16 protein-coding genes, 1 tRNA gene and 1 pseudogene are annotated in these 19,414 nt (G+C 47.8%); 9 read left to right on the top strand and 9 right to left on the bottom strand.

Annotated elements, in window-relative coordinates; translation table 11 throughout:
• Nucleotides 1-37 precede the first annotated feature (37 nt).
• The gene (locus E5S67_RS26920; protein WP_172191759.1) at nucleotides 38-772 is read right to left on the bottom strand and encodes a serine/threonine protein kinase; all 735 of its coding nucleotides are present in this window, start codon (nucleotides 770-772) and stop codon (nucleotides 38-40) included.
• Nucleotides 773-922: 150 nt separating this feature from the next.
• Between E5S67_RS26920 and E5S67_RS32755 the strand changes: the two genes are divergently transcribed.
• The 4 genes from E5S67_RS32755 (at nucleotide 923) to E5S67_RS26905 (ending at nucleotide 4,156) form a co-directional block, all read left to right on the top strand.
• Nucleotides 923-1,063 carry a hypothetical protein gene (locus tag E5S67_RS32755; RefSeq protein WP_216670738.1) on the top strand — a complete coding sequence of 47 codons (141 nt, stop codon included), beginning with the start codon at nucleotides 923-925 and terminating at the stop codon, nucleotides 1,061-1,063.
• 207 nt (nucleotides 1,064-1,270) lie between these two features.
• Nucleotides 1,271-2,014 (top strand): hypothetical protein, encoded by a 744-nt coding sequence (locus E5S67_RS26915; protein ID WP_172191757.1) that lies wholly within the window; start codon nucleotides 1,271-1,273, stop codon nucleotides 2,012-2,014.
• Nucleotides 2,015-2,092: 78 nt separating this feature from the next.
• The gene (locus tag E5S67_RS26910) at nucleotides 2,093-2,347 is read left to right on the top strand and encodes a hypothetical protein (RefSeq protein ID WP_172191755.1); all 255 of its coding nucleotides are present in this window, start codon (nucleotides 2,093-2,095) and stop codon (nucleotides 2,345-2,347) included.
• Nucleotides 2,348-2,353: 6 nt separating this feature from the next.
• Nucleotides 2,354-4,156, top strand: a complete 1,803-nt coding sequence (locus tag E5S67_RS26905) for an NAD(P)/FAD-dependent oxidoreductase (RefSeq protein WP_172191753.1) — start codon at nucleotides 2,354-2,356, stop codon at nucleotides 4,154-4,156.
• A gap of 172 nt (nucleotides 4,157-4,328) precedes the next feature.
• Here the strand turns inward: E5S67_RS26905 and E5S67_RS26900 are convergent.
• From E5S67_RS26900 to E5S67_RS26875, 6 genes are all read right to left on the bottom strand, one after another.
• Nucleotides 4,329-4,400, bottom strand: a tRNA-Asn gene (locus tag E5S67_RS26900).
• A 107-nt stretch (nucleotides 4,401-4,507) separates the two neighbouring features.
• Complete coding sequence (locus tag E5S67_RS26895) at nucleotides 4,508-5,062, bottom strand: NYN domain-containing protein (RefSeq protein ID WP_172191751.1); 555 nt, start codon at nucleotides 5,060-5,062, stop codon at nucleotides 4,508-4,510.
• A gap of 180 nt (nucleotides 5,063-5,242) precedes the next feature.
• A complete protein-coding gene (gene murI / locus E5S67_RS26890; RefSeq protein WP_172191749.1) occupies nucleotides 5,243-6,082 on the bottom strand; it encodes a glutamate racemase in 840 nt (279 codons plus the stop codon).
• Nucleotides 6,083-6,220: 138 nt separating this feature from the next.
• Complete coding sequence (locus tag E5S67_RS26885; protein WP_246276993.1) at nucleotides 6,221-8,083, bottom strand: N-acetylmuramoyl-L-alanine amidase; 1,863 nt, start codon at nucleotides 8,081-8,083, stop codon at nucleotides 6,221-6,223.
• A gap of 482 nt (nucleotides 8,084-8,565) precedes the next feature.
• A complete protein-coding gene (locus E5S67_RS26880; protein ID WP_172191747.1) occupies nucleotides 8,566-8,940 on the bottom strand; it encodes a hypothetical protein in 375 nt (124 codons plus the stop codon).
• A 445-nt stretch (nucleotides 8,941-9,385) separates the two neighbouring features.
• The gene (locus E5S67_RS26875; protein WP_172191745.1) at nucleotides 9,386-10,408 is read right to left on the bottom strand and encodes an alpha/beta fold hydrolase; all 1,023 of its coding nucleotides are present in this window, start codon (nucleotides 10,406-10,408) and stop codon (nucleotides 9,386-9,388) included.
• Between the two features lie 415 nt (nucleotides 10,409-10,823).
• Between E5S67_RS26875 and infC the strand changes: the two genes are divergently transcribed.
• The 3 genes from infC to E5S67_RS26860 all read left to right on the top strand — a co-directional run bounded on the left by infC (nucleotide 10,824) and on the right by E5S67_RS26860 (nucleotide 15,296).
• A complete protein-coding gene (gene infC, locus E5S67_RS26870) occupies nucleotides 10,824-11,360 on the top strand; it encodes a translation initiation factor IF-3 (RefSeq protein ID WP_006635262.1) in 537 nt (178 codons plus the stop codon).
• 271 nt (nucleotides 11,361-11,631) lie between these two features.
• Nucleotides 11,632-14,676, top strand: a complete 3,045-nt coding sequence (locus tag E5S67_RS26865; RefSeq protein ID WP_172191743.1) for a HEAT repeat domain-containing protein — start codon at nucleotides 11,632-11,634, stop codon at nucleotides 14,674-14,676.
• 143 nt (nucleotides 14,677-14,819) lie between these two features.
• Complete coding sequence (locus E5S67_RS26860) at nucleotides 14,820-15,296, top strand: Crp/Fnr family transcriptional regulator (protein WP_172191741.1); 477 nt, start codon at nucleotides 14,820-14,822, stop codon at nucleotides 15,294-15,296.
• A gap of 247 nt (nucleotides 15,297-15,543) precedes the next feature.
• Here E5S67_RS26860 and E5S67_RS26855 read toward each other — a convergent pair whose 3' ends face one another.
• Entirely contained in the window at nucleotides 15,544-15,888 is a 345-nt protein-coding gene (locus E5S67_RS26855) for a DUF4870 domain-containing protein (RefSeq protein ID WP_172191739.1), read from the bottom strand.
• 102 nt (nucleotides 15,889-15,990) lie between these two features.
• Between E5S67_RS26855 and prfC the strand changes: the two genes are divergently transcribed.
• Nucleotides 15,991-17,619 carry a peptide chain release factor 3 gene (prfC, locus tag E5S67_RS26850; RefSeq protein ID WP_006633602.1) on the top strand — a complete coding sequence of 543 codons (1,629 nt, stop codon included), beginning with the start codon at nucleotides 15,991-15,993 and terminating at the stop codon, nucleotides 17,617-17,619.
• A 571-nt stretch (nucleotides 17,620-18,190) separates the two neighbouring features.
• On the top strand, nucleotides 18,191-18,460 hold the full coding sequence (locus tag E5S67_RS26845) for a hypothetical protein (protein WP_172191737.1): 270 nt from the start codon (nucleotides 18,191-18,193) through the stop codon (nucleotides 18,458-18,460).
• A 185-nt stretch (nucleotides 18,461-18,645) separates the two neighbouring features.
• Here E5S67_RS26845 and E5S67_RS26840 read toward each other — a convergent pair.
• Nucleotides 18,646-19,414 (bottom strand): annotated as a pseudogene (locus E5S67_RS26840) (hypothetical protein); the annotation flags it as partial.

Below are 19,414 nucleotides of genomic sequence, written 5' to 3'. Positions count from 1 at the left end.
AATGTCAATCAAATGCTTAAGCTTCGGTGCGCCTACCTTAACGGATCAATATCCGTTTGATGCTCAAAAGCGCAAAACCGGGATGCTCCCGAACTGGCGTCACTGCAATGTGACTGTGAATTAATTCTAAGGGGTCGGTTGAATTAAAGGGCAACACTCCTGTGAGCATTTCATAAAACGTGATGCCTAGAGAGTACAAGTCTGTTCGGTAATCGAGGTCGCGGTTCATCCGACCAGTTTGCTCTGGAGATATATAAGCTAGAGTGCCTTCTAACACAGTACCATTGCTATTTTGATGCACCTCTCTAGATAGGCGCGTTGCCATGCTAAAGTCTGTGATTTTTACTTGTTGAAAATCTGAGGCAATGATAATATTTGAGGGTTTTATGTCTTTATGAATAATCTGATTTTGATGCACTTCTCCGATAGTTTTAGTCACTTGAATAGCCAGAGGCAAAAATTTCTGAATTTTAATACTTTTACCCGCTTGATGGTCTTTGAGAGATTGACCGCCGCAATCTTCTAAGATCAGAGCGAAACTGTTTTTATATTTTTCTAAGCTATAGGGTTTGACAATCCCTTCGAGTTTGAGATTTGAGCTAATTTTGTATTCATGTCTCAAACGGGTAATTTCTTCTATTGTGGGATATTCGGTATTGAGTGTTTTAATGATGACTGACGCTCGATCTGACTCTCTGACTGCGCGATAAATGATGGACTTTACACCAACTTGAACAACTTCTGTGATTTTGTAACCGGGAAGTGCATTCATGGCTTTTATTCTCTGACGAAGTGTTGGGTTAACCTCGCCCTTGATGTCGATCGGGGCGCGGGCGGACGGTACTTAAATATTTTTAGGAGTTTATTAACTTTAGATACATTAAAAATTAAGTAATTACTCTGTATTTTTCAAGGTAAGTCGATGCCTAAAGGTGTAGAGGGTGTGAACTGGCTGACAACAGCACATCTGGTAAGAGATCCCACTGAGATGTGCGGTATGAAACTTTACGCAGTTGAGCATCACAATATTGTAACAAGTCGGTTCTGCCGATCGCACATCTGACCGACAAATCCCGATCGATTCAAGGTTTAGCTCGATGTTTGAGCCTTGTCACCAAGAACGAATGGGACGCTCTGGGCTTGAAAACGGAGGTCTACGCGATCGAGAACAAAATGATACATGATCTAAAACACTAGATGTATGTGATTGAGATCACATACATCTAGTGATTAAGTCACTACCGTATTGATGAGAATCAAGTGGCTCACGATGAAAGAAGTATTAACTTTAATTGAAAAGAAGAAGCAAGAATTTGCTAAATCTGGGCTATTTGAGTTTATGCGGGACAAAAGTATAAACCCAAGACAGCGCCTAGCTTTCGCTCCCTGCGTTGCTCCTTTCGTTATGAGCTTTGGTGAATTTAACAAGTATGTCTTCCGAGAAGAACCAACCAACGATCCACTTCAGGCAATAGTCAACAATCATACTTATGAAGACGATCATCACTGGTTGTGGTTTTTGGAAGATTTGGAAACACTGGGTATTAACAATACCGTGAAGTTCAGCGATACTTTGAATTTTCTCTGGAATGAAGAAACAAAAGGTTCGCGGTGGGTAACACATCAAATTTTTCGATACGCTTTTGGAGCTAGTCCGATCGCGAAGCTAGCAATCTTGGAAGTGATAGAAGCAACTGGTAATGTCTTCTTTTCAACTGCCGCACCAATTGCCCAAGAACTGCGAACAATTACCCAAAAGGAGTTGCTTTATTTTGGCTATTTTCACTTAGCAGTGGAAACAGGTCATACTACAGGGACGCCGGAAGCGGGTCAATTGATTAGCGACATACAACTGACAGAAGAGACTCGTCAAGAGGCTTTTAAAATAGTTGAGAAGTTGTTTGAAGTTTTCACAGAACTGACGGCTGAGCTTCTGGTTTATGCAAAAACGCATAGTTTTGAGCAACCTTTTGCCAAAACCAGCGATATTTTGCAACCTTTAAAAGCTGGGTAGCTTACCAGATGTAAAAGTTTTAACTCTTAGAACTAGGCAATCTTCTTCAGACAAAACTTACTTACAAGGAGACTCATCATGTCAGAAGTTAACAGCAATTCTTCAACTGCAATCACTGAGCTAGCACCGACTATGACCCACACTTGGACAGAGAATCTGGATATTGCTCACACTTGGACAGAGAATCTGGATATTGCTCACACTTGGACAGAGAATCTGGATATTGCTCACACTTGGACAGAGAATTTGGATATTGCTCACACTTGGACAGAGAATTTGGATATTTCCCACAGTTCTCACATACCTGAAGATGAGAAACTGGCAGTCGGATAAAACCTGTTGCAAAACAACTTCAGCCTCGCTTATTCCGAGGCTGAATTGTTAGAAATTTGTCTCGTCAATGCCCAAATTCACCATCTACTATCCCTATTTGATATGAGCCATTACGACGTTGTTATTGTGGGCGGCGGCCCCGCTGGTACCACTGCTGGGACTCTGCTCAAGAAATACAATCCCAATCTGAGCGTGCTCATACTAGAAAAAGAAAAATTCCCTCGCGAGCACGTTGGAGAAAGCCAACTACCTCAAATTAGCGATGTGCTTCAAGAAATGGGATGCTGGGATAAAGTAGAAGCCGCCGACTTCCCGATTAAGATTGGTGGAATCTATCGCTGGGGAACAGATCCACAGCCTTGGGATTTTAATTTCATTAAGCCTGAACAGTTTAAAGATGAACAGCGCCCTGCTAAATTTGAGGGACAGAGACGGCAAACTGCTTTCCAGGTCGATCGAGCAAAATATGACGAAATTTTGCTGCGCCACGCGGAAGAAATGGGATGCTTGGTAAGAGAAGAAACTGCGGTTGTTAAAGTAGATACAGAGGGCGATCGGATTACGGCTTTGCACGTGCGATCGCAAGAACAAATAACCGCCCGCTACTACATCGACGCATCCGGTCACATTGGGGTGCTGCGGCGAGCTTTGGGCGTCAAGACACACAGCCCGACGCGGCTGCAAAATATAGCTATCTGGGACTATTGGACAAACGCTGAATGGTCAGATAAAATTGGCGTTGGCGGCACCCGGATACAGGTAATGAGTTTGAGTCACGGGTGGCTTTGGTTCATTCCCTTGGGTCCAACTCGCACCAGTATCGGCTTCGTTTGCCCTGCGGAACATTATAAGTCACTGAAAAAGCGACCAGAGGATATCTATACCGAAGCCCTCAATAGCGAACCTCGCATCAACAAGTTAATCGCTAATGCTACCAGTACGGGAAAGATTGAAACTACAAAAGATTGGTCATTTTTGGCTGATAAAACAGTAGGAGAAAATTGGTTTTTGGTAGGTGAAACTGCTGGTTTTGCTGACCCGATTTTATCGGCGGGCATGACTTTAGCTCACACTGGCGCGCGTGAATTGGCTTACACAATTTTGGACTTAGAGCAGGAGAAACACGACGGCAACTGGCTGAAAACTCAGTATGACCAAAATCAACGGAGCCGAGTTGAACAGCATATTCGCTTCGCTGATTATTGGTACGCTGCTAACGGTCAATTCACTGATTTACAAGAACATTCAAGGGAAATTGCGCGGGATGCTGGTTTGAATTTAAGCCCGGAAAAAGCTTTCCGGTGGTTAGCTCAAGGTGGATTTACGAATGATATTTTGGGTCAAGCGGTGATTGCTGGATTTGATTTGGGTTGTATGAAACAGGTGATGCAGCGCTTTTCAAAGGAGGAGGTTCCTTGGCTACTTTCGGCGTACAATGTGTTTCAGTTAGACCTAGTGGAGGCTGATGTTGAATTTGTAGCTGTTTATAATGCTGGTGAAATTAACAGGATCAAGTGTTATGTTAAGAACGGTCAGCGGTTGCCTGTTACCGGTTTTTATGGTTTGCTCATTGACATTTTGAGCCGCACTCAGTACATTGAACAAATTTATCGGCAGCTTGTACAGGTTTTTGGGGAGCGTTTTTCTGTGCAACACGCTCGAGTAGCTCTTCATCAAGCCCTTGGTTGTTTGGAGGTGATGGTTGGTTCTGGTATTGTCAAGGCGATATTAAACCCGGAGTTGTCTAAGTTGAATATTTCCATACCTATGGAAGGTGAGTTAATTCACACTCACAGCGATGCGAATTAAGGCCCTAAGTAATTGAGCAATATTGAGGAGACGGCAATGCCGTTTCCTTACTACAAAACATCGATCGCACTCGCAATGGATGTAACCATCGCCGGATTAATTAATTAACAATATCGATGTGAAAATGCTAAAAGTCTGAAGCTGGAAAATTCCAACTTCAGACTTTTACTAACTCCCCGGGTAGGATTTGAACCTACGACCAATCGGTTAACAGCCGACCGCTCTGCCACTGAGCTACCGAGGATTGGGGGTTTTTGTTACCCACATTTACTAACAATAGCTGAACTTACTGGATTTGGCAAGGCCTTTGATAAACTTTTTTTTTGTCATACCGCAACAGGGTTTCAGCAGCTAATGCAGCCCCATTCTCAACTTGGCGAGGCGCTTCTGGGATTCTGGATCGAGGGAACTGGCTAGAAAACGACTGGAATTGTGTTTGCGGGATTTGTGCTGGCGCTCGCTGCGGCGGGCGGTGGATTCTACGTCAGCCGCTAGTTGTTCGGCGGACATCCATTCGGCACCATAGCCTACTACGGTCAATTGCTGCGCTCGGTCTGAGGTGGCGACAATCATGCGGCCTTTGCCTTTGACCGATCGCAACTCGTAACGCAAACTAGCACAAGATTTTTCAATATAAGTATCTGCTGTCTGACCGAAGTCAGTGTAGTGCACCGATAAATTTTTAGTAATAATTTCTTTAACGCTGGGAGTATCTCGATAGTGGGCATCAAACACCAGTCGAGCCTCAAAATCTTGAACAGCGCTGTAGTTAACTAAAACCTCTATTAACTCGCGGCGAGCTGTTTCGAGTTCGTCGCGATCGCGCTTCTCTCGGAGTCGAGGCCAAAGTCCAATTATGTTATAGCCGTCTACAAGTAAAACTGCTTGCGATACATAGGGTGACATGGTTCAAGGCTGAAGAGCTCCAGCACGTATAGGACATTATTTGCATTGTTCATCAAAGCTTTTGTTCAATAATATTACCTATTGATGTGTAATTGCTAGGTTACATCGCAATAATTAAACCCCCCAGAACCAGCTTTACCTGAGTTTTGGGGGGTTAGATTAACCTATAAATTTTCCGGCTTATTCGCCAGATTCCAGCGATACGGGCGATCGTAAAACTGTCGGCAGGGATATTTTCTCAACAGCAGGAGTACAACCGAGCCACTGCACCGACAACTCCGCAAACTGCTGCGGGGGGCCGCTCACGCAAAAACGAGTTGGCAGCGCAGTACCAGCATTCCGCAGCCCCAAAAGCTCCAACTCTCTGGCAGCAGCAGCCACCACCCGCACCGCAGGATCGATCGACGTCACCCCAGCAGGCAAAAGCGAGCGCAGCACAGGAGCCAACAGCGGATAATGAGTGCAGCCGTAAATCAGCGTATCGATGCGCTGCTGAATCAAAGGAGCCAAATATTCCCGAGCCACCTCACAAGTATAAGGGTCGTGAATCCGGTTTTGCTCCACCAGCGGCACAAAAGCCGGACAGCTAACCTGCCACACCAGGCAAGAATCGTCCATCTCCAAAATCGCATTTCGATAAGCATTGCTAGCAGCCGTAGCAGGAGTTGCGATGACCCCGATCCGCTTGCCTTGCTGCACCGCAGCCTGCGCCCCCGGCAGAATTACTCCCAGCACCGGGATATCAAATTCAGCCTGCACCATCTCCATCGCCAAAGCAGAACTGGTGTTGCAGGCCATAATGACCATTTTCACATCCTGTTCCACCAACCAGGCCATAATTTCGCGGACAAACTCCACAATTTCTGACGGCGTGCGAGTGCCGTAAGGCAGCCTCGCCGTATCTCCAAAATAAAGTATCGATTCGTTGGGCAATTGTCGGTACAACTGGGTCAAAACAGTCAAACCGCCCACGCCACTGTCAAAAATACCGATTCTTTGTTGTCCAGAGTCTGTTGTCATTTGTTAGTTGTCAGTTGTCAGTTGGCAGTTGTCACTTGTCACTGGGCACTGGTCAGTTGGCAGTGGTCAGTTGTCAGTTGCTACCAATAACAAATAACAAGTAACCAATTACCAATTACCACTCCCTCCGGCAATATATTATCTTTGTTGAAGATAAAGCAAAATACCGCGAGCGATCGAAGCCGCCATTTGACTGCGGTAAGCTGGGTCAGAAAGCCTAGCAGCATCCTCAGCACCCGTTACAAAACCCACCTCCAGCAAAACAGAAGGCATAGAAGTCTTCCTCAAAACATAAAATCTTGCCTGCCGCACCCGGCGGTCAGTCGCCCCCGTCCCCTGCAAAATACTGCCGTGAATCACCCGGGCCAAATCTTGTCCGTTCTCGAAATAATAAGTCTCAATCCCGCTAATATCCGGCCGACTCATATTAATCGCATTAGCGTGAATGCTCACAAACAAACTAGCATTCACCCGTTCTGCCAAGGAAACTCTGGGTTCCAGGTCGATTTCGCTGTCGTCAGTCCGAGTCATCACCGCCTGCACCCCCTGCTGTTCCAGCATCCTCGCCACCTGAAACGAGATATCCAAAACAATCTCCTTCTCCTGAATGCCCTGAATCCCGACTGCCCCGGGATCGCGGCCGCCGTGGCCGGGATCGATCGCTACCACGGCGCGGCGATTAGAAACTTGCGGCAAATCGCCCGTTCCGAAAGTCCTTCTCGGCAAAGGCTGGGGGCTGGGAGTGCGAGTCAAAGGCTGCTGCGCGCTAGCATTCGATCGCAACTGCAAAGACAGCAACTGCGGACTCGGCCTCGTCACCCTGCCTACCTCTACCCCCGATCGCGGCTGCACCCAGATCACCACAGTCTCCGCATCTTCTTGGCTGGCAGTAAACGATACAGGACTGTTGGCATCGAGCTGAGGAATTTGCCCCGCCAGAGAACTAGAAGCGATCCTGATCCAGTAAGCTCTCGACCCCTGGTCCCACCCGCTGGTATAGGAGACTTGGCGGTCAGTTCTCACCACCAGTTGCGTGCCGTTACTAGCTAAATCAATTGACTGAACTCTCGCTAAATTTCCTTGAGCTTGTCTTGCTGGAGGAGCTACAGTCAGGCTGCGGGAAACGGAGGGCTGTCTTACACTTGCAGGCAATAGCACAACCCCGCCCAAATTGCTCACAGACGCCCGCCACTGAGTATTAGGACTCTTCATCCGCAAAGTCACGCGGGTAACGGGCGGGTCTGTTGGCAGTTGCCGCACTTCAATCTTGTCAACCCCGTGCTTGCCGTTCGTTTGAGGCTGTTGGCTGCTCAGCCCCGGAGCTAAAGTAGCTCCTTCAATATCGAGGGTGGCGATGTCCCCGGCCCGACTTTGTTGAAAATTAATTTGGGGGCTGCCGCCCGCAGTGCCGACTAAAAAACCGTCCGCCGTCACCTGAACGTTCTGAACTACAGTCGCCTCGGCCGACTGGGCTTGGGATGCTGAAGGTTGAACCGATAACCTTTCTCCCCCAGGCTCTGAAATCGGGTTTCGATCTCCTCCCCGCACCGGCGTTGGCAAATCCACTGTCCACTCGCTCGCAGAAATCCCCCGGAATTTTACTTGCTCGGGGTCTAGAGTAAACCCGTCTCTGATCTCGACCACAATTCTGGTCGTATCGTTGTCAAACTGCCCTACCCGCACCGATTCGATCGCCCCTGAGAGCGGTTTGCTGACCGACGGACGGCCCAGACTCGTCCCCGGTAAATCAATCACCAACCGCGTCGGGTTGAAAATCAGTTGAGCCTTGGGTTGTACTCCCCCGTCTGTTGTAATGTAGAGCCGGTTCTCTGAAGCATCAAACCGCCAAGATTGCAGTCTAGCTGCTTCGGCGGCCCCGGCGAGCAAAAATACACTTAAGAAACTCGGTAGTAGCCAGTGGAATTTCACGACAGTTTTTTCCTCGTTTGCGTTACTGCCAAAAGCTGGTAGGGCGCTGCTTGTTCGATCGGCTTTCAGCATTTAGCCGCCAGCAGACCGGGGGCGATAGGCCGTCAGTTGTTGGCTAAATTGACTTTTTTATGCGTTAACAGGCTCCGAAATGCCAGGTTCTGGCATTTTTGAACTTTCCCGTATACTTGGGGGCGATCGGTTATAAGGTGACTGAAAGATTGCTGGTACAAGGGAAGGTATTTATTTTAGGAAGAAGAAACAAGGCGTCTCTTGAAGCTAGAAGGTACAAGTTAGAAGGTAGAATTTTACGGATCTTCCAGGGAGGGGTTTCATAGCTCTTTAATATTGGCGAAGCTCGTTACAGCAAGGGTTATCCGCTTTACATTTGCGTTTTATTTTAACTTTTCATAAAGCACCCCAACAACTTAACAACCTATCTCGGGAACAATCCGGATTTCCAAGATTAATTCGACTTTTGAGGGCAGCCAAAGTTAGTCCTATACCAACTGGCATATCTTTTTGGACAAGCCTTGTTGCTGAGACTTTGACTGTCAAGTACAACTACATAGCGCCCCTTCTCTCTTTTTTTCTTGAATTTTTAGAGTCAGGGATTTTCGGTGCTGCTTGAAACTTCGTTGGGCGATCGCGACTACGCCCGCCAAGGTGACACTATGATAGCTAGTCCATGCTGTCAGCAGTAACCGGAGAGTGTTGTGTCTTACTTGGGCGGGCAATGCTTTGTCATTAACACTCTTTTTGAGTGCACGATGGACAGCCAGAGCTTTGGTTGGTTGAGGGGGGAAAAAGTTTTGACGGTAGATATAGTTATCGCAGTTGTAAAGTTTTTTGGACAGCAAAAACAATAGATCGGCTTCTGGATAAAACCTGTCTTTTGGTTTGACGATCTGCCTTTCGACTAACTGCATGGCTTATATATATACTACCAGTTAGAGAAGATACACTATCTTGGCGATTGTGTCAATCTCTGAATTTATGAAAAAAGCGACCCTAAAATAAAGTAGATAAATGATCACACATAAAGACGGAAACTTGCTTTCCCACAGGATTTGCCTCAAGCAAAAAGGTTGTTGAGGTTAGTTCAAGCTTCCATGAGCGGCCCTACAGTCAATCTCAAATCTACTGACTCTCCAGTGAGGGAAGTTTTGTAATATAGCAACCATACCTGACAGTTAGGACGTTCTTAATTGCTCAAACATAAAAGGTCGATTGCAACTTCGGTATTCCTTCTTCCTTCAACATCTGCAATACCATACCACCGAGTGCGATCGGGTTCTAACCACTTTATTTTTGAGCGGGATAGATACTCGCAAGTTATTTTTGTCCGTTAGGAACGCACCGCCCCCTGTCTAATCAACATCGCTGCAATTCGCTCTCGCCCATAGGTGCAAAATTCCCGCTCATCCAGTTCAAAATTGCTTGATTTACTTGTTCCGGGCATTCATCCTGGGGACAGTGGCCCGCATTATCTAATTCAACTAGCTCTACATAATTGGGATTGCATTCGACAAATTGGTGGGGTCGGGCAAACCGAGGGGGAATCATCCGGTCTTGTTTGCCCCAAATTAACAGCATCGGGATTCTTAAATTTCGCATTACAGTCTTGACACTGGGGCAAAATTGTGAACTGCCTACAGCTTTAAATAAAGCGCAGAAGGCGCGGGCTGCTCCCCGATCGCCCGCAGGCCCTGCTAGAATTTCCACTAATTCGTCGGTAACAGCTTCGGGGTTGGAGTAGGCAAAGCCAACCCAGCGGCGGACAAAGGAAGGCTTGCGGGCAAAATAAAACAAAGGCCTGAGCAAGAGCGGGGAAACAAACAAACTTTCCACAGCTTCGATCGCCGGGAGCAGCCATCCAGGCACCGCCTCGGCTCGCACAGAGGGGTCTGGGAGGCTAATCATCACCGTGCCGGCCACCATGTCCGGGTGAGCCGTCGCTGCGGCCAAACAAATCAGCGAGCCGATCGAGTTTCCTGCCAAGACAACCGGCTCTCTGATAAAAGTCAGCCAAAAATCATAAACTTGATCGACCCACAAAGACACAGAGTAGTCGATCGGAGCTTTTTGCGAAGCGCCAAAGCCCAACAAATCCAAGGCGTAAACCGTTTGGTTTTCGGCGAGTTGGGCGAGATTTTGTCGCCAGTGACCGATCGAAGCTCCAAACCCGTGCAGTAAAATAATCGGCATTCCCGAGGCGCGCGGGGCAATTCCCCCGGCCGCAGAATCTTGAGATTCGATCGCGTCTTGATTTCGCCCCAAAGCCGGCCGCAAATAAGTGTAGCGAGTTTGCCAACCCCGCCACATCCAGTCTCGTTGAGTTCCCACCCGTTGGTGCCACAGCAGAGAATTTGCCAATTTTGCCTCAGATCGCAACATAAATTTACACTTGCTTATACCTATTCTACAAGGGAAATCCGGCGACTTGGGCGACTGGCCAGACCGGGCGAGATGGGGTAAAAAAGCCGTTTTACCTCATCATTAACCTTTTACCCTGAATTTTTGACCGTTTTGTCATCAATCGGGCAAGCGGGCGGGCGATCGTGTGTGAAGTTAAAATAAAACTAGACAGAAACTCAGCCAGACTGAGTAGAATAGCAAGTATTGTAAGAATTCATTTACGATCGTCCAAATATTCCCCAACGCTTTAGCGGAGGGGACACAGGGCGCGGTAGTACGTCCGCTAAGGGTAAAACCTTACAAAACAGTTCGATCGTCCAAGTGAAATATGGACTGTTCAAACCTGTAACTATCAAGAAGCTTCGCTATTAAACTACTGCTTGTAAAACCATTCATGCCTGTGATTGAAAGAAGACAAAATCGCAACCTACCCCAGATCAACGAAAACATTCGATACCCCAAAATCCGGGTGATCGATACCGACGGCGCGCAACTAGGGATCTTGACGCCCGCAGAAGCGCTGCGCCTGGCAGAGGAAAAAGAACTGGATCTCGTACTTGTCAGCGACAAAGCTGACCCGCCCGTATGCCGGGTCATGGACTATGGGAAGTACAAATTCGAGCAGGAAAAGAAAGCGCGAGAAGCAAAGCGGAAGCAGCACACTGCCGACGTGAAGGAAGTGAAGATGCGCTACAAAATTGAAGAACACGACTACCAAGTGCGCCTCAAACTAGCAGACCGCTTTATCAAATCTGGGGACAAAGTAAAAGCCACGATCATGTTCAGAGGTCGGGAAATCCAACACAGCAACCTAGCAGAGGACTTGCTTAAGCGCATGGCCACAGATTTGCAGGAAATAGCAGAAGTGCAGCAAGCCCCGAAAAAAGAAGGACGCAGTATGATGATGCTGCTGTCGCCGAAGAAAGTATAAATAGATAGTCATTAGTCATCAGTCAATAGTAATAGACTGGTGACAAGAGACTAATGACCCCGCCCAAAAACGGATAGAAGTTTCCGACTGCTGTCGTGGAGGGCCATAAATTTTAGACCCTAGTTCGCTCTTTCAGATTCGTCTGTGGAGTAAATCTAAAATCTAAAATCTAAAATCTAAAATCTAAAATTGACCGACTGGCGATCGCTCTCCTGGATGCCGGAACTCGGTGACACGCTACCACAAATCGGGATATCAACGCACGAGAAGCATGGAAAATTTTCAAATCAGCGCTTGGGCGGGAGCAGGACAAAAAGTGCTGCGCTCGCTCAACCTGCGATCGGAAGAAGTAGAGCGAACCGTACTGATGTTCCTCGTCTACACTCTAACCTCCGTCGGGCTGATCTGGCTGGAACTGAGCACGGTAGGTCTGTTCCTAGACGAGTACGGTGCCGACAAAATGCCTTATATCTACATAGCCAGCGCCTTTATCGGTTCGGGCCTGGGATTTGTCTACTCGTGGCTGCAAAAAATCCTCCCGCTAAGGCGCACGGTCGTAGTGGTTCTGGGAATGATGTCGGTACCGCTATTTTTGTTTCGATTCGGCATCGGCTACGAAAATACTAAGATAGCTGGAATAAGCATTGCTTTTATTACTATTTTTTTGATGTGGCTGTGGGTGGAAGCTTGCTATGTCCTGAACGACCTTAACACTTCCATCACTTCCAACCAACTGTTTAATATTAGAGAAATCAAGCGCACCTATCCCCTAGTCAGCAGCGGCTATCTAGTGGCTGGAGTAGTCAGCGGATTTTCTCTGCCTGTTTTGCTGCACGTAGTCGGACTAAAAAACGTTACCCTCATATCGGGGTTGATGGTGGCGACAGGCTCCCTGTTGCTGTACTACCTCACGGAAAAATACTATCAAGCATTTCCGGAAACAGCTCACTGGACAGATGACGATGAAGACGACGACCAACAAGAATTTACCGCTCGCAAAGTTACAGGCCCGCTGCAAAAATACGCCGTACCTCTAGTCAGTTTCTTCGTCCTCGCAGAAGTCCTCTATGTCCTGGTAGATTTCCAATTCTACAGCCAGCTAGAATACCAAAACCCGGGGGACGGAGCTAGCTGGATCGCTAGCTTCCTGGGCATTTACGAAGGCATACAAGGCCTATTTCAAGTGGCGACTCAGTGGTTCGCATCCAGTCGCTTGGTAGAAAGAATCGGTGTATTCGTGACGGCGGTGATTTTGCCCGCGGGTATCGCGATACTTGGGGTGCTGACCATAGGAGCATCCCTGGGCCAGCTAGTATCTGTGTTCATCGGACTGATATTGCTGAGATTTTTAGACGAACTGCTGCACTACACGCTGCTGGAAACCGTTAGCCCGGTTTTATTCCAACCGATTCCCGACAATATTCGATCGGGCATTCAAACTCTGGTCAACGGTGTGGGCGAACCTTTGTCCTGCGGAGTTACAGGAGTTGGCATCCTGATTATGCTGTGGGTGACAGACAAGATACTCCCCCGCCAAGACGAAAAGGCATTTCACGACCAGCAAAGCTTGATATTTATTGGCGCGATCGTGGTGTTGGCGCTAGTGTGGGTGTTTGTAGTGTGGCTGATCCGCTCTCAATACGTGGGTTTGTTGGTCAAAAGTGCGGAACGGGGGCGCTTGGGGGTCACAGACGTTGACCTCAAAGCTCTGAAGCGCGCAGTGGTGGAAACTCTACAAAAGCCGGGGGGCGAAGATGAAAAGCGCTCTTGCATAGAACTCCTGACGCAAATTGACCCCAAAAATGTCGGAGAAGTTCTGGCTCCCATCCTCGATTCGCTGTCCCCAGGTTTGCAGCGCCAGAGCTTGGAAACGATGCTGCAACACCCGAACCCCGCATATTTACAAGCTGTCCGCGCACTATCGCAGCAATCCTTGCCGCCGGAGGTGCTGGCCTTGGCTTTGCGCTACATCTGGCTGACGGAAGCTGAACCTAATATTGACAGCTTGCGGCCTTACTTGCAGCCGACCGTCGATCCGGTGGTGCGGGGTACGGCGGCTGCTTTAATTATGAGAAGGGGCGATCGCCAGCAAAAGGCAGAGGCTACTAACACGCTGCGCCAAATGCTGACGCACAAACAAGAGCGGGAACGTGTTATGGGGACGCGGGCTCTGGGAGAAGCTGATTATTTGCAAGGACTGCGCCTGCACATCCCCAATCTGTTGCAAGATGAATCTCTGCGAGTGCGCTGCGCTCTGTTAGACGTGATTTCGTCTACTCATTCGGAAGAATATTATCCTTCGCTGCTGCGCGGACTCGGTTACAAATCGACTCGGGAAGCAGCTTTGCAGGCTATAGTCAAACTTCACAACGACGCGATTCCTTTGCTGGTGTATTTGGCTGAGGACATCCACAAGTCGGATTTGGTCAGGTTGCAAGCTTGGACGGCTCTGGGTCAAATAGGGACTCCGGAGGCGATCGACATTTTGGTCAGCAATTTGATGACGGCTTGGGGAACTACCAGGCGCAACATCCTCCGCATCCTGTTGAAAATGCCTTCGGAAGCGGGGATAGAAGGCGCTCTAGACCGCATCGGCCGCAGCGGCTTGGAAACTCTCATCGAACAGGAGTTAATGTTTATCGGTCAAATTTATGCAGGTCTGGTAGATTTGTCTGGGGTAACAACCTACGGCAATTTCTCCGATCGGGATATCAACACCACCGGAGCACCTGGGAACGATACGGCTCAATTGTTGCAGCGGGCTCTGGCTGGGTTGGAAGCTGATGCTAAGGAGCGGTGTTTTTTGCTGATGAAGTTTCTTTATCCGCTTGACACAGTACAAGCCGCTGCTTTCAACCTCGCTTCCGGCCAACCTTCTTTGGTTGCTAGGGGATTGGAAATTCTCGACAATACTGTGGATATAGCTAGGAAGCGATCGCTGATCAATTTGTTGGATCAGCACTCGGAAAGAGAAAAATTGAGCAATCTCTCCGAATTGATGGTTTACAAACCTCTAGCCCCTAGCGATCGCTTGCGTCGCTTGCTAGAATTGCGCCACTTCCTTTCGGATTGGGCTTTGGCGTGCTGCTTTCACTTGGCGAGGGAAGCGCGCTGGAGCCTTACCGCTCAACAAACTCTTGTATGTCTGCAACACCCGACGGGTTTTGTCCGCGAAGCAGTGTTAGCCTATTTGAAAATAGCCTCGCCGCGGGCTTTGGTCGAATTGTTGCCGAGGCTGCAAAATGATCCCGATAATTTGGTATCCGCTCAAGTTGAAGAGATGATGGCCGAGTTGGGTGCTGGGGGAAAAAGGTAAAGAAGGAAGAAGGAAGAAGGAAGAAGGAAGAGGGAAGAGGGAAGAGGAAATAAAAAGAAACTATGCCCAATGCCCAATGCCCAATGCCCAATGCCCAATTCCTCTTCCTTTGTTTAAATTTAAATTAATCACTGCATCGCATTATGTTAACCAGCGTCGAACGCCTATTGTTTGTCAGGGAGGTTCCGATTTTTAAGGAACTGCGGGATGATTTTCTCGTGCGTCTAGCATCGGTAATGGATGAACTTTCGTTTCCTTCCAAGCACAGGATTTTTACGGAAGGACAAGAAGGTCGATCGCTCTATATTTTGGTATCGGGAACGGTGCGAGTGCATATAGGCGATCGGGATTTGGCACAGTTGAAAGCCGGGGCTTGTTTCGGGGAAATGTCGCTGTTTGATGCAGAACCTCGATCGGCTTCTATTTCTACTCTCGAACAATCCGAGTGTTTGATGCTGACTCAAATGCAGCTTTACGATGCGATTGATGAAACGCCGGGAATTGCTGTTAATATTATTCGCTTGCTGTCGCGCCGGATTCGCGAGTTGAATCAAAAGTTGAATGCTAAAGAGGCAGTTATGCCGCCTGCAGAGGCTGCGAGAGTTGCTGAAATTCGATGAAAGTTGGGAATTGGGAATTGGGAATTGGGCATTGGGCATTGGGCATTGGGCATTGGGCTTTTATAACATTGGGCCTTTATAGCATTGGGAATTGGGAATTGGGAATTGGGAATTGGGCATAGTTTCTTTTTATTCCCTCTTCCTTCTTCCTTCTTCCTTCTTCCTTCTGTTATAAAACAATTAAAAACCCGGTTTCTTCTTGAAGAAATCGGGTTTTTGAAATCGATAGTGAAGTGCGATTTGCTGTCTAAACTATTCGGAAAATAAAAGGGTAGCGGTAAGCTTGGTTAGGATTTTGCAAAACGTGGAGGATAGCCATTATTGTCAGTCCCCAGTGCAGAAGATAACCTATTGGCACTAGGATAAAGCCAGCAAGACCAAAAGTGACGACAGTTAACACCACAATCACGGTGCTGTACAGCCATACATTAAGGTGAAAATTGATCGCTTCTGTGGCATTTTCTTTGACAACGGGGTCATCTGATACTAACAATACAGCGATCGGCGCTCCGATCGAGAACACTAAGGTACTGAAAAAAATCGCCCCGTGGCACACCAGTGATAGCAGCTTCCGCTTGTCGGAGTCGTACATATTACTTTTCTTCCTTGACTTTAGTGATAATTTTACCTTTAATAGCCACTCTAGCACAGGCTATAATGGCGATCGGGTGATGATTCCCCTACCTAATTTGTAATGACAACTGAACTCGAAACTGAACTGCTAACTGCTGTTGAGCGCCGGCGCAACTTTGCTATTATCTCGCACCCCGACGCGGGGAAAACTACTTTGACAGAAAAGCTGCTGCTTTACGGAGGTGCAATTCACGAAGCAGGTTCTGTGAAAGCGCGGCGGGCTCAGCGACACGCTACTTCTGACTGGATGGCGATGGAACAGCAGCGGGGAATTTCTATTACTTCTACTGTTTTGCAGTTTGAGTATCAAAATTATCACATTAATCTGCTCGATACTCCGGGACACCAAGATTTTAGCGAAGATACTTATCGCACTCTGGCGGCGGCTGACAATGCAGTGATGCTTGAGGATGCTGCTAAGGGTTTGGAACCGCAAACTCGGAAGTTATTTGAAGTTTGTAAGCTGCGAAGTTTGCCTATTTTTACTTTCTTTAATAAGCTCGATCGCCCTAGCAGAGAACCTTTGGATTTGTTGGACGAAATTGAGAAAGAATTGGGGTTGCAGACTTATCCGGTAAATTGGCCGATAGGTACGGGCGATCGCTTTAAAGGTGTTTTCGATCGCAGAGGGCGCAAAATTCACTTATTCGAGCGGACTAAACACGGTTCTCGCGCTGCTGTCGATACCGTCATCGAATTGGGCGATCCGCGCATTGAAGATTTGTTGGAACAAGACCTTTACTATCAGCTCAAAGAAGAGTTAGAACTGCTTGATGAGTTGGGAACTGAACTCGATTTAGATTTAGTTCGGGCTGGAAAAATGACGCCTGTTTTCTTTGGCAGCGCGATGAGCAATTTTGGGGTGGAACTGTTTTTAGATGCGTTTTTAGATTACGCTATGAAGCCGATCGCCCGCAAGAGCAGCGCCGGAGATTTGCCCCCAACTTATGAAGATTTTACCGGGTTTGTGTTTAAATTGCAAGCGAATATGGACCCGAGACACCGCGATCGGGTGGCGTTTATTCGGGTTTGTACGGGCAAGTTTGAAAAGGACATGAACGTGACTCACGCTCGCAGCGGTAAAACTGTGCGTTTGTCAAGGCCTCAAAAGTTATTTGCTCAGGATCGCGAGTCGATCGAGGTTGCGTATCCGGGCGATGTGATCGGTTTGAACAATCCGGGGGTATTTGCGATCGGGGATACTATTTACACTGGGCAAAAACTTGAATACGAAGGGATTCCCTGTTTTTCTCCTGAACTTTTTGCTTTTTTGAGAAATCCCAATCCTTCTAAGTTTAAGCAGTTCCGCAAAGGCGTTTCGGAGTTGCAGGAAGAAGGCGCAGTGCAAATTATGTACTCGGTTGATGAGTCGAAACGCGAGCCAATTTTGGCTGCTGTGGGACAGTTGCAATTTGAAGTTGTGCAGTTCAGAATGCAGTCGGAATATAATGTGGAAACGACGATCGATATGTTGCCTTACAGTGTAGCTCGTTGGGTTGACGGCGGTTGGGAGGCGCTGGAAAAAGTTGGGCGGCTTTTTAATACGGTGACGGTGAAAGATACTTGGGGAAGGCCGGTTTTGCTGTTTAGAAATGAGTGGAATTGCCGCCAGGTGGAAGGGGAACATCCTGTGTTGAAGTTAAATGCGATCGCCCCTGTGGTTTCTGGTTTGGCTGTTAGCGAGGAGTGAGGGGGATAGTTGGTTTGTAGGGAAACGGCATTGTCGTTTCCTCCCAAAAATCGGGATTGTTATTAACAAAAAACCCTGATTACCACAGCCAAAGGACACAACAGTGTTGTGTCCCTACAAATGATATTTATTGTAGGATTTGTAGAGAAACGACACTGCCGCGTGCTCAATCCCGCGTGCTTAATCGAGTAAGGTGCGTCAAATATAAATCTTCAGCCCGATCGCCCAAAACCTCCCAATCCCGACCTTCAATCCCAAATCCCAAATCCCAAATCTAAAATCTAAAATCTAAAATCTAAAATCGATTGACGGCGGCCCCCGTCTGCGGCTACGCTTTGAAGTGAGAGGTTGCTTGCTTGTAGAGGAGGCAGCCCGCGTCGCCCAAAAATCTAGTTGCACTGCCCAAAGCTGCGCGAACAGCAATGGACAGCTAACCGCCAAACTGGGACTAGCAGTCTGGAGGCTAACGGAGTATCTTAACATCCTCTGTAGCCGCCCTGCTATGTGTTGAAATGCGGGGCGGCTGGGTTTTTGGGTTTTTCTAGAAAACCCAAAACCAGGAGAACATATTATGTCACAGGAATTCGTGCCTGACGACAACAGATCCGATCGCCCAAATGACGACTCAGCAGCAGTATGCGAACAGGAAGTGGTGCTGTTAACGCTTGTCGGTTCGCCCAAGGGTGTCAGGGAAACCATACTCACTTTGTACAGGCTGGGATTTGCAGAAGTGGGCGATTGGAGTCCCGTACAGCGTGCCGCTAATCCGAAGCAGGTGATGAGCGTGCTGATCCGTCGGAAGCGGGCTGACGGTACATCGCCGAGACAATCTGGGCGGTAAGCTGCAAGGTTAAATAGCTAAATTCGAGGGCGGGCCTTTAACGCTCAGCCCTGAGTCCGGCAGGGGTTGAAACCCCTGCCTCAAAGCAAAAGCCCCGTGGAATTCATTCCCTGGCGGCCTTTCGGTTTAAGTTAACTGGACACGTCCTCCTCCTTAATGCCGCGTCTTTACTCATTTCGATCGAGCTAAATGCTGAGACTATCCTTACCCAAATTATCGAGAAATTCTTGCAGCGAATCGCGCCAACTGCGAACCAGATCGCGATTAGGAGCAATGGCTAAAGAGCGATCGAACATTTCCAGCGCCTCTTGCCAATTCTTGAGTGCTTCCTGTCTCTCAGATAATTTTTCTTGCAAATCACCCAGACATCGCAGCGCATTCCCTTTGTTGTTGAGAGCAGCGATATAATCCGGTGCAATAAATAAAGCAGAATTATAGGCTGCGATCGCCTCACAGTAAGACTGTTTTGCCGTCTCAAATTCACTTAGCTTAGCTTGTAATCCACCCAGACTTTGCAGCGCATTCCCTTTGTTTTTGAGAGCATTGATATAATCCGGTGCAATAAGTAAAGCAGAATTACAGGAAGCGATCGCCTCACAGTAAGACTGTTTTGCCGCCTCAAATTCACTTAGCTTTGCTTGTAATTCACCCAGACGTAGTAGCGCAATCCCTTTGCTGTTGAGAGCATTGATATAATCCGGTGCAATAAGTAAAGCAGAATTACAGGAAGCGATCGCCTTCAAGTAAGACTGTTTTGCCACCTCAAATTCACTTAGGATTGCTTGCAAATTACCCAGACATAGTAGCGCAATCCCTTTGCTGTTGAGAGCACAGATATAATCCGGTGCAATAAGTAAAGCAGAATTAAAGGCAGCGATCGCCTCACAGTAAGACTGTTTTGCCGACTCAAATTCACTAAGCTCTGATTGCAAGTGACCAAGACGTAGCACCGCA

This window comes from Microcoleus asticus IPMA8 (genome assembly GCF_013179805.1).
GTDB classification, from domain to species: domain Bacteria; phylum Cyanobacteriota; class Cyanobacteriia; order Cyanobacteriales; family Microcoleaceae; genus Microcoleus; species Microcoleus asticus.
This window is presented reverse-complemented; position numbering and strand designations above follow the sequence as displayed.

Bases quoted from the DNA above. Each gene is read 5' to 3' on its own strand.
- E5S67_RS26920 (WP_172191759.1), bottom strand. From the start codon at position 772: ATGAATGCACTTCCCGGTTACAAAATCACAGAAGTTGTTCAAGTTGGT.
- E5S67_RS32755 (WP_216670738.1), top strand. From the start codon at position 923: ATGCCTAAAGGTGTAGAGGGTGTGAACTGGCTGACAACAGCACATCTG.
- E5S67_RS26915 (WP_172191757.1), top strand. From the start codon at position 1,271: ATGAAAGAAGTATTAACTTTAATTGAAAAGAAGAAGCAAGAATTTGCT.
- E5S67_RS26910 (WP_172191755.1), top strand. From the start codon at position 2,093: ATGTCAGAAGTTAACAGCAATTCTTCAACTGCAATCACTGAGCTAGCA.
- E5S67_RS26895 (WP_172191751.1), bottom strand. From the start codon at position 5,062: ATGTCACCCTATGTATCGCAAGCAGTTTTACTTGTAGACGGCTATAAC.
- murI (WP_172191749.1), bottom strand. From the start codon at position 6,082: ATGACAACAGACTCTGGACAACAAAGAATCGGTATTTTTGACAGTGGC.
- E5S67_RS26885 (WP_246276993.1), bottom strand. From the start codon at position 8,083: ATGCTGAAAGCCGATCGAACAAGCAGCGCCCTACCAGCTTTTGGCAGT.
- E5S67_RS26880 (WP_172191747.1), bottom strand. From the start codon at position 8,940: ATGCAGTTAGTCGAAAGGCAGATCGTCAAACCAAAAGACAGGTTTTAT.
- E5S67_RS26875 (WP_172191745.1), bottom strand. From the start codon at position 10,408: ATGTTGCGATCTGAGGCAAAATTGGCAAATTCTCTGCTGTGGCACCAA.
- infC (WP_006635262.1), top strand. From the start codon at position 10,824: ATGCCTGTGATTGAAAGAAGACAAAATCGCAACCTACCCCAGATCAAC.
- E5S67_RS26865 (WP_172191743.1), top strand. From the start codon at position 11,632: ATGGAAAATTTTCAAATCAGCGCTTGGGCGGGAGCAGGACAAAAAGTG.
- E5S67_RS26860 (WP_172191741.1), top strand. From the start codon at position 14,820: ATGTTAACCAGCGTCGAACGCCTATTGTTTGTCAGGGAGGTTCCGATT.
- E5S67_RS26855 (WP_172191739.1), bottom strand. From the start codon at position 15,888: ATGTACGACTCCGACAAGCGGAAGCTGCTATCACTGGTGTGCCACGGG.
- prfC (WP_006633602.1), top strand. From the start codon at position 15,991: ATGACAACTGAACTCGAAACTGAACTGCTAACTGCTGTTGAGCGCCGG.
- E5S67_RS26845 (WP_172191737.1), top strand. From the start codon at position 18,191: ATGTCACAGGAATTCGTGCCTGACGACAACAGATCCGATCGCCCAAAT.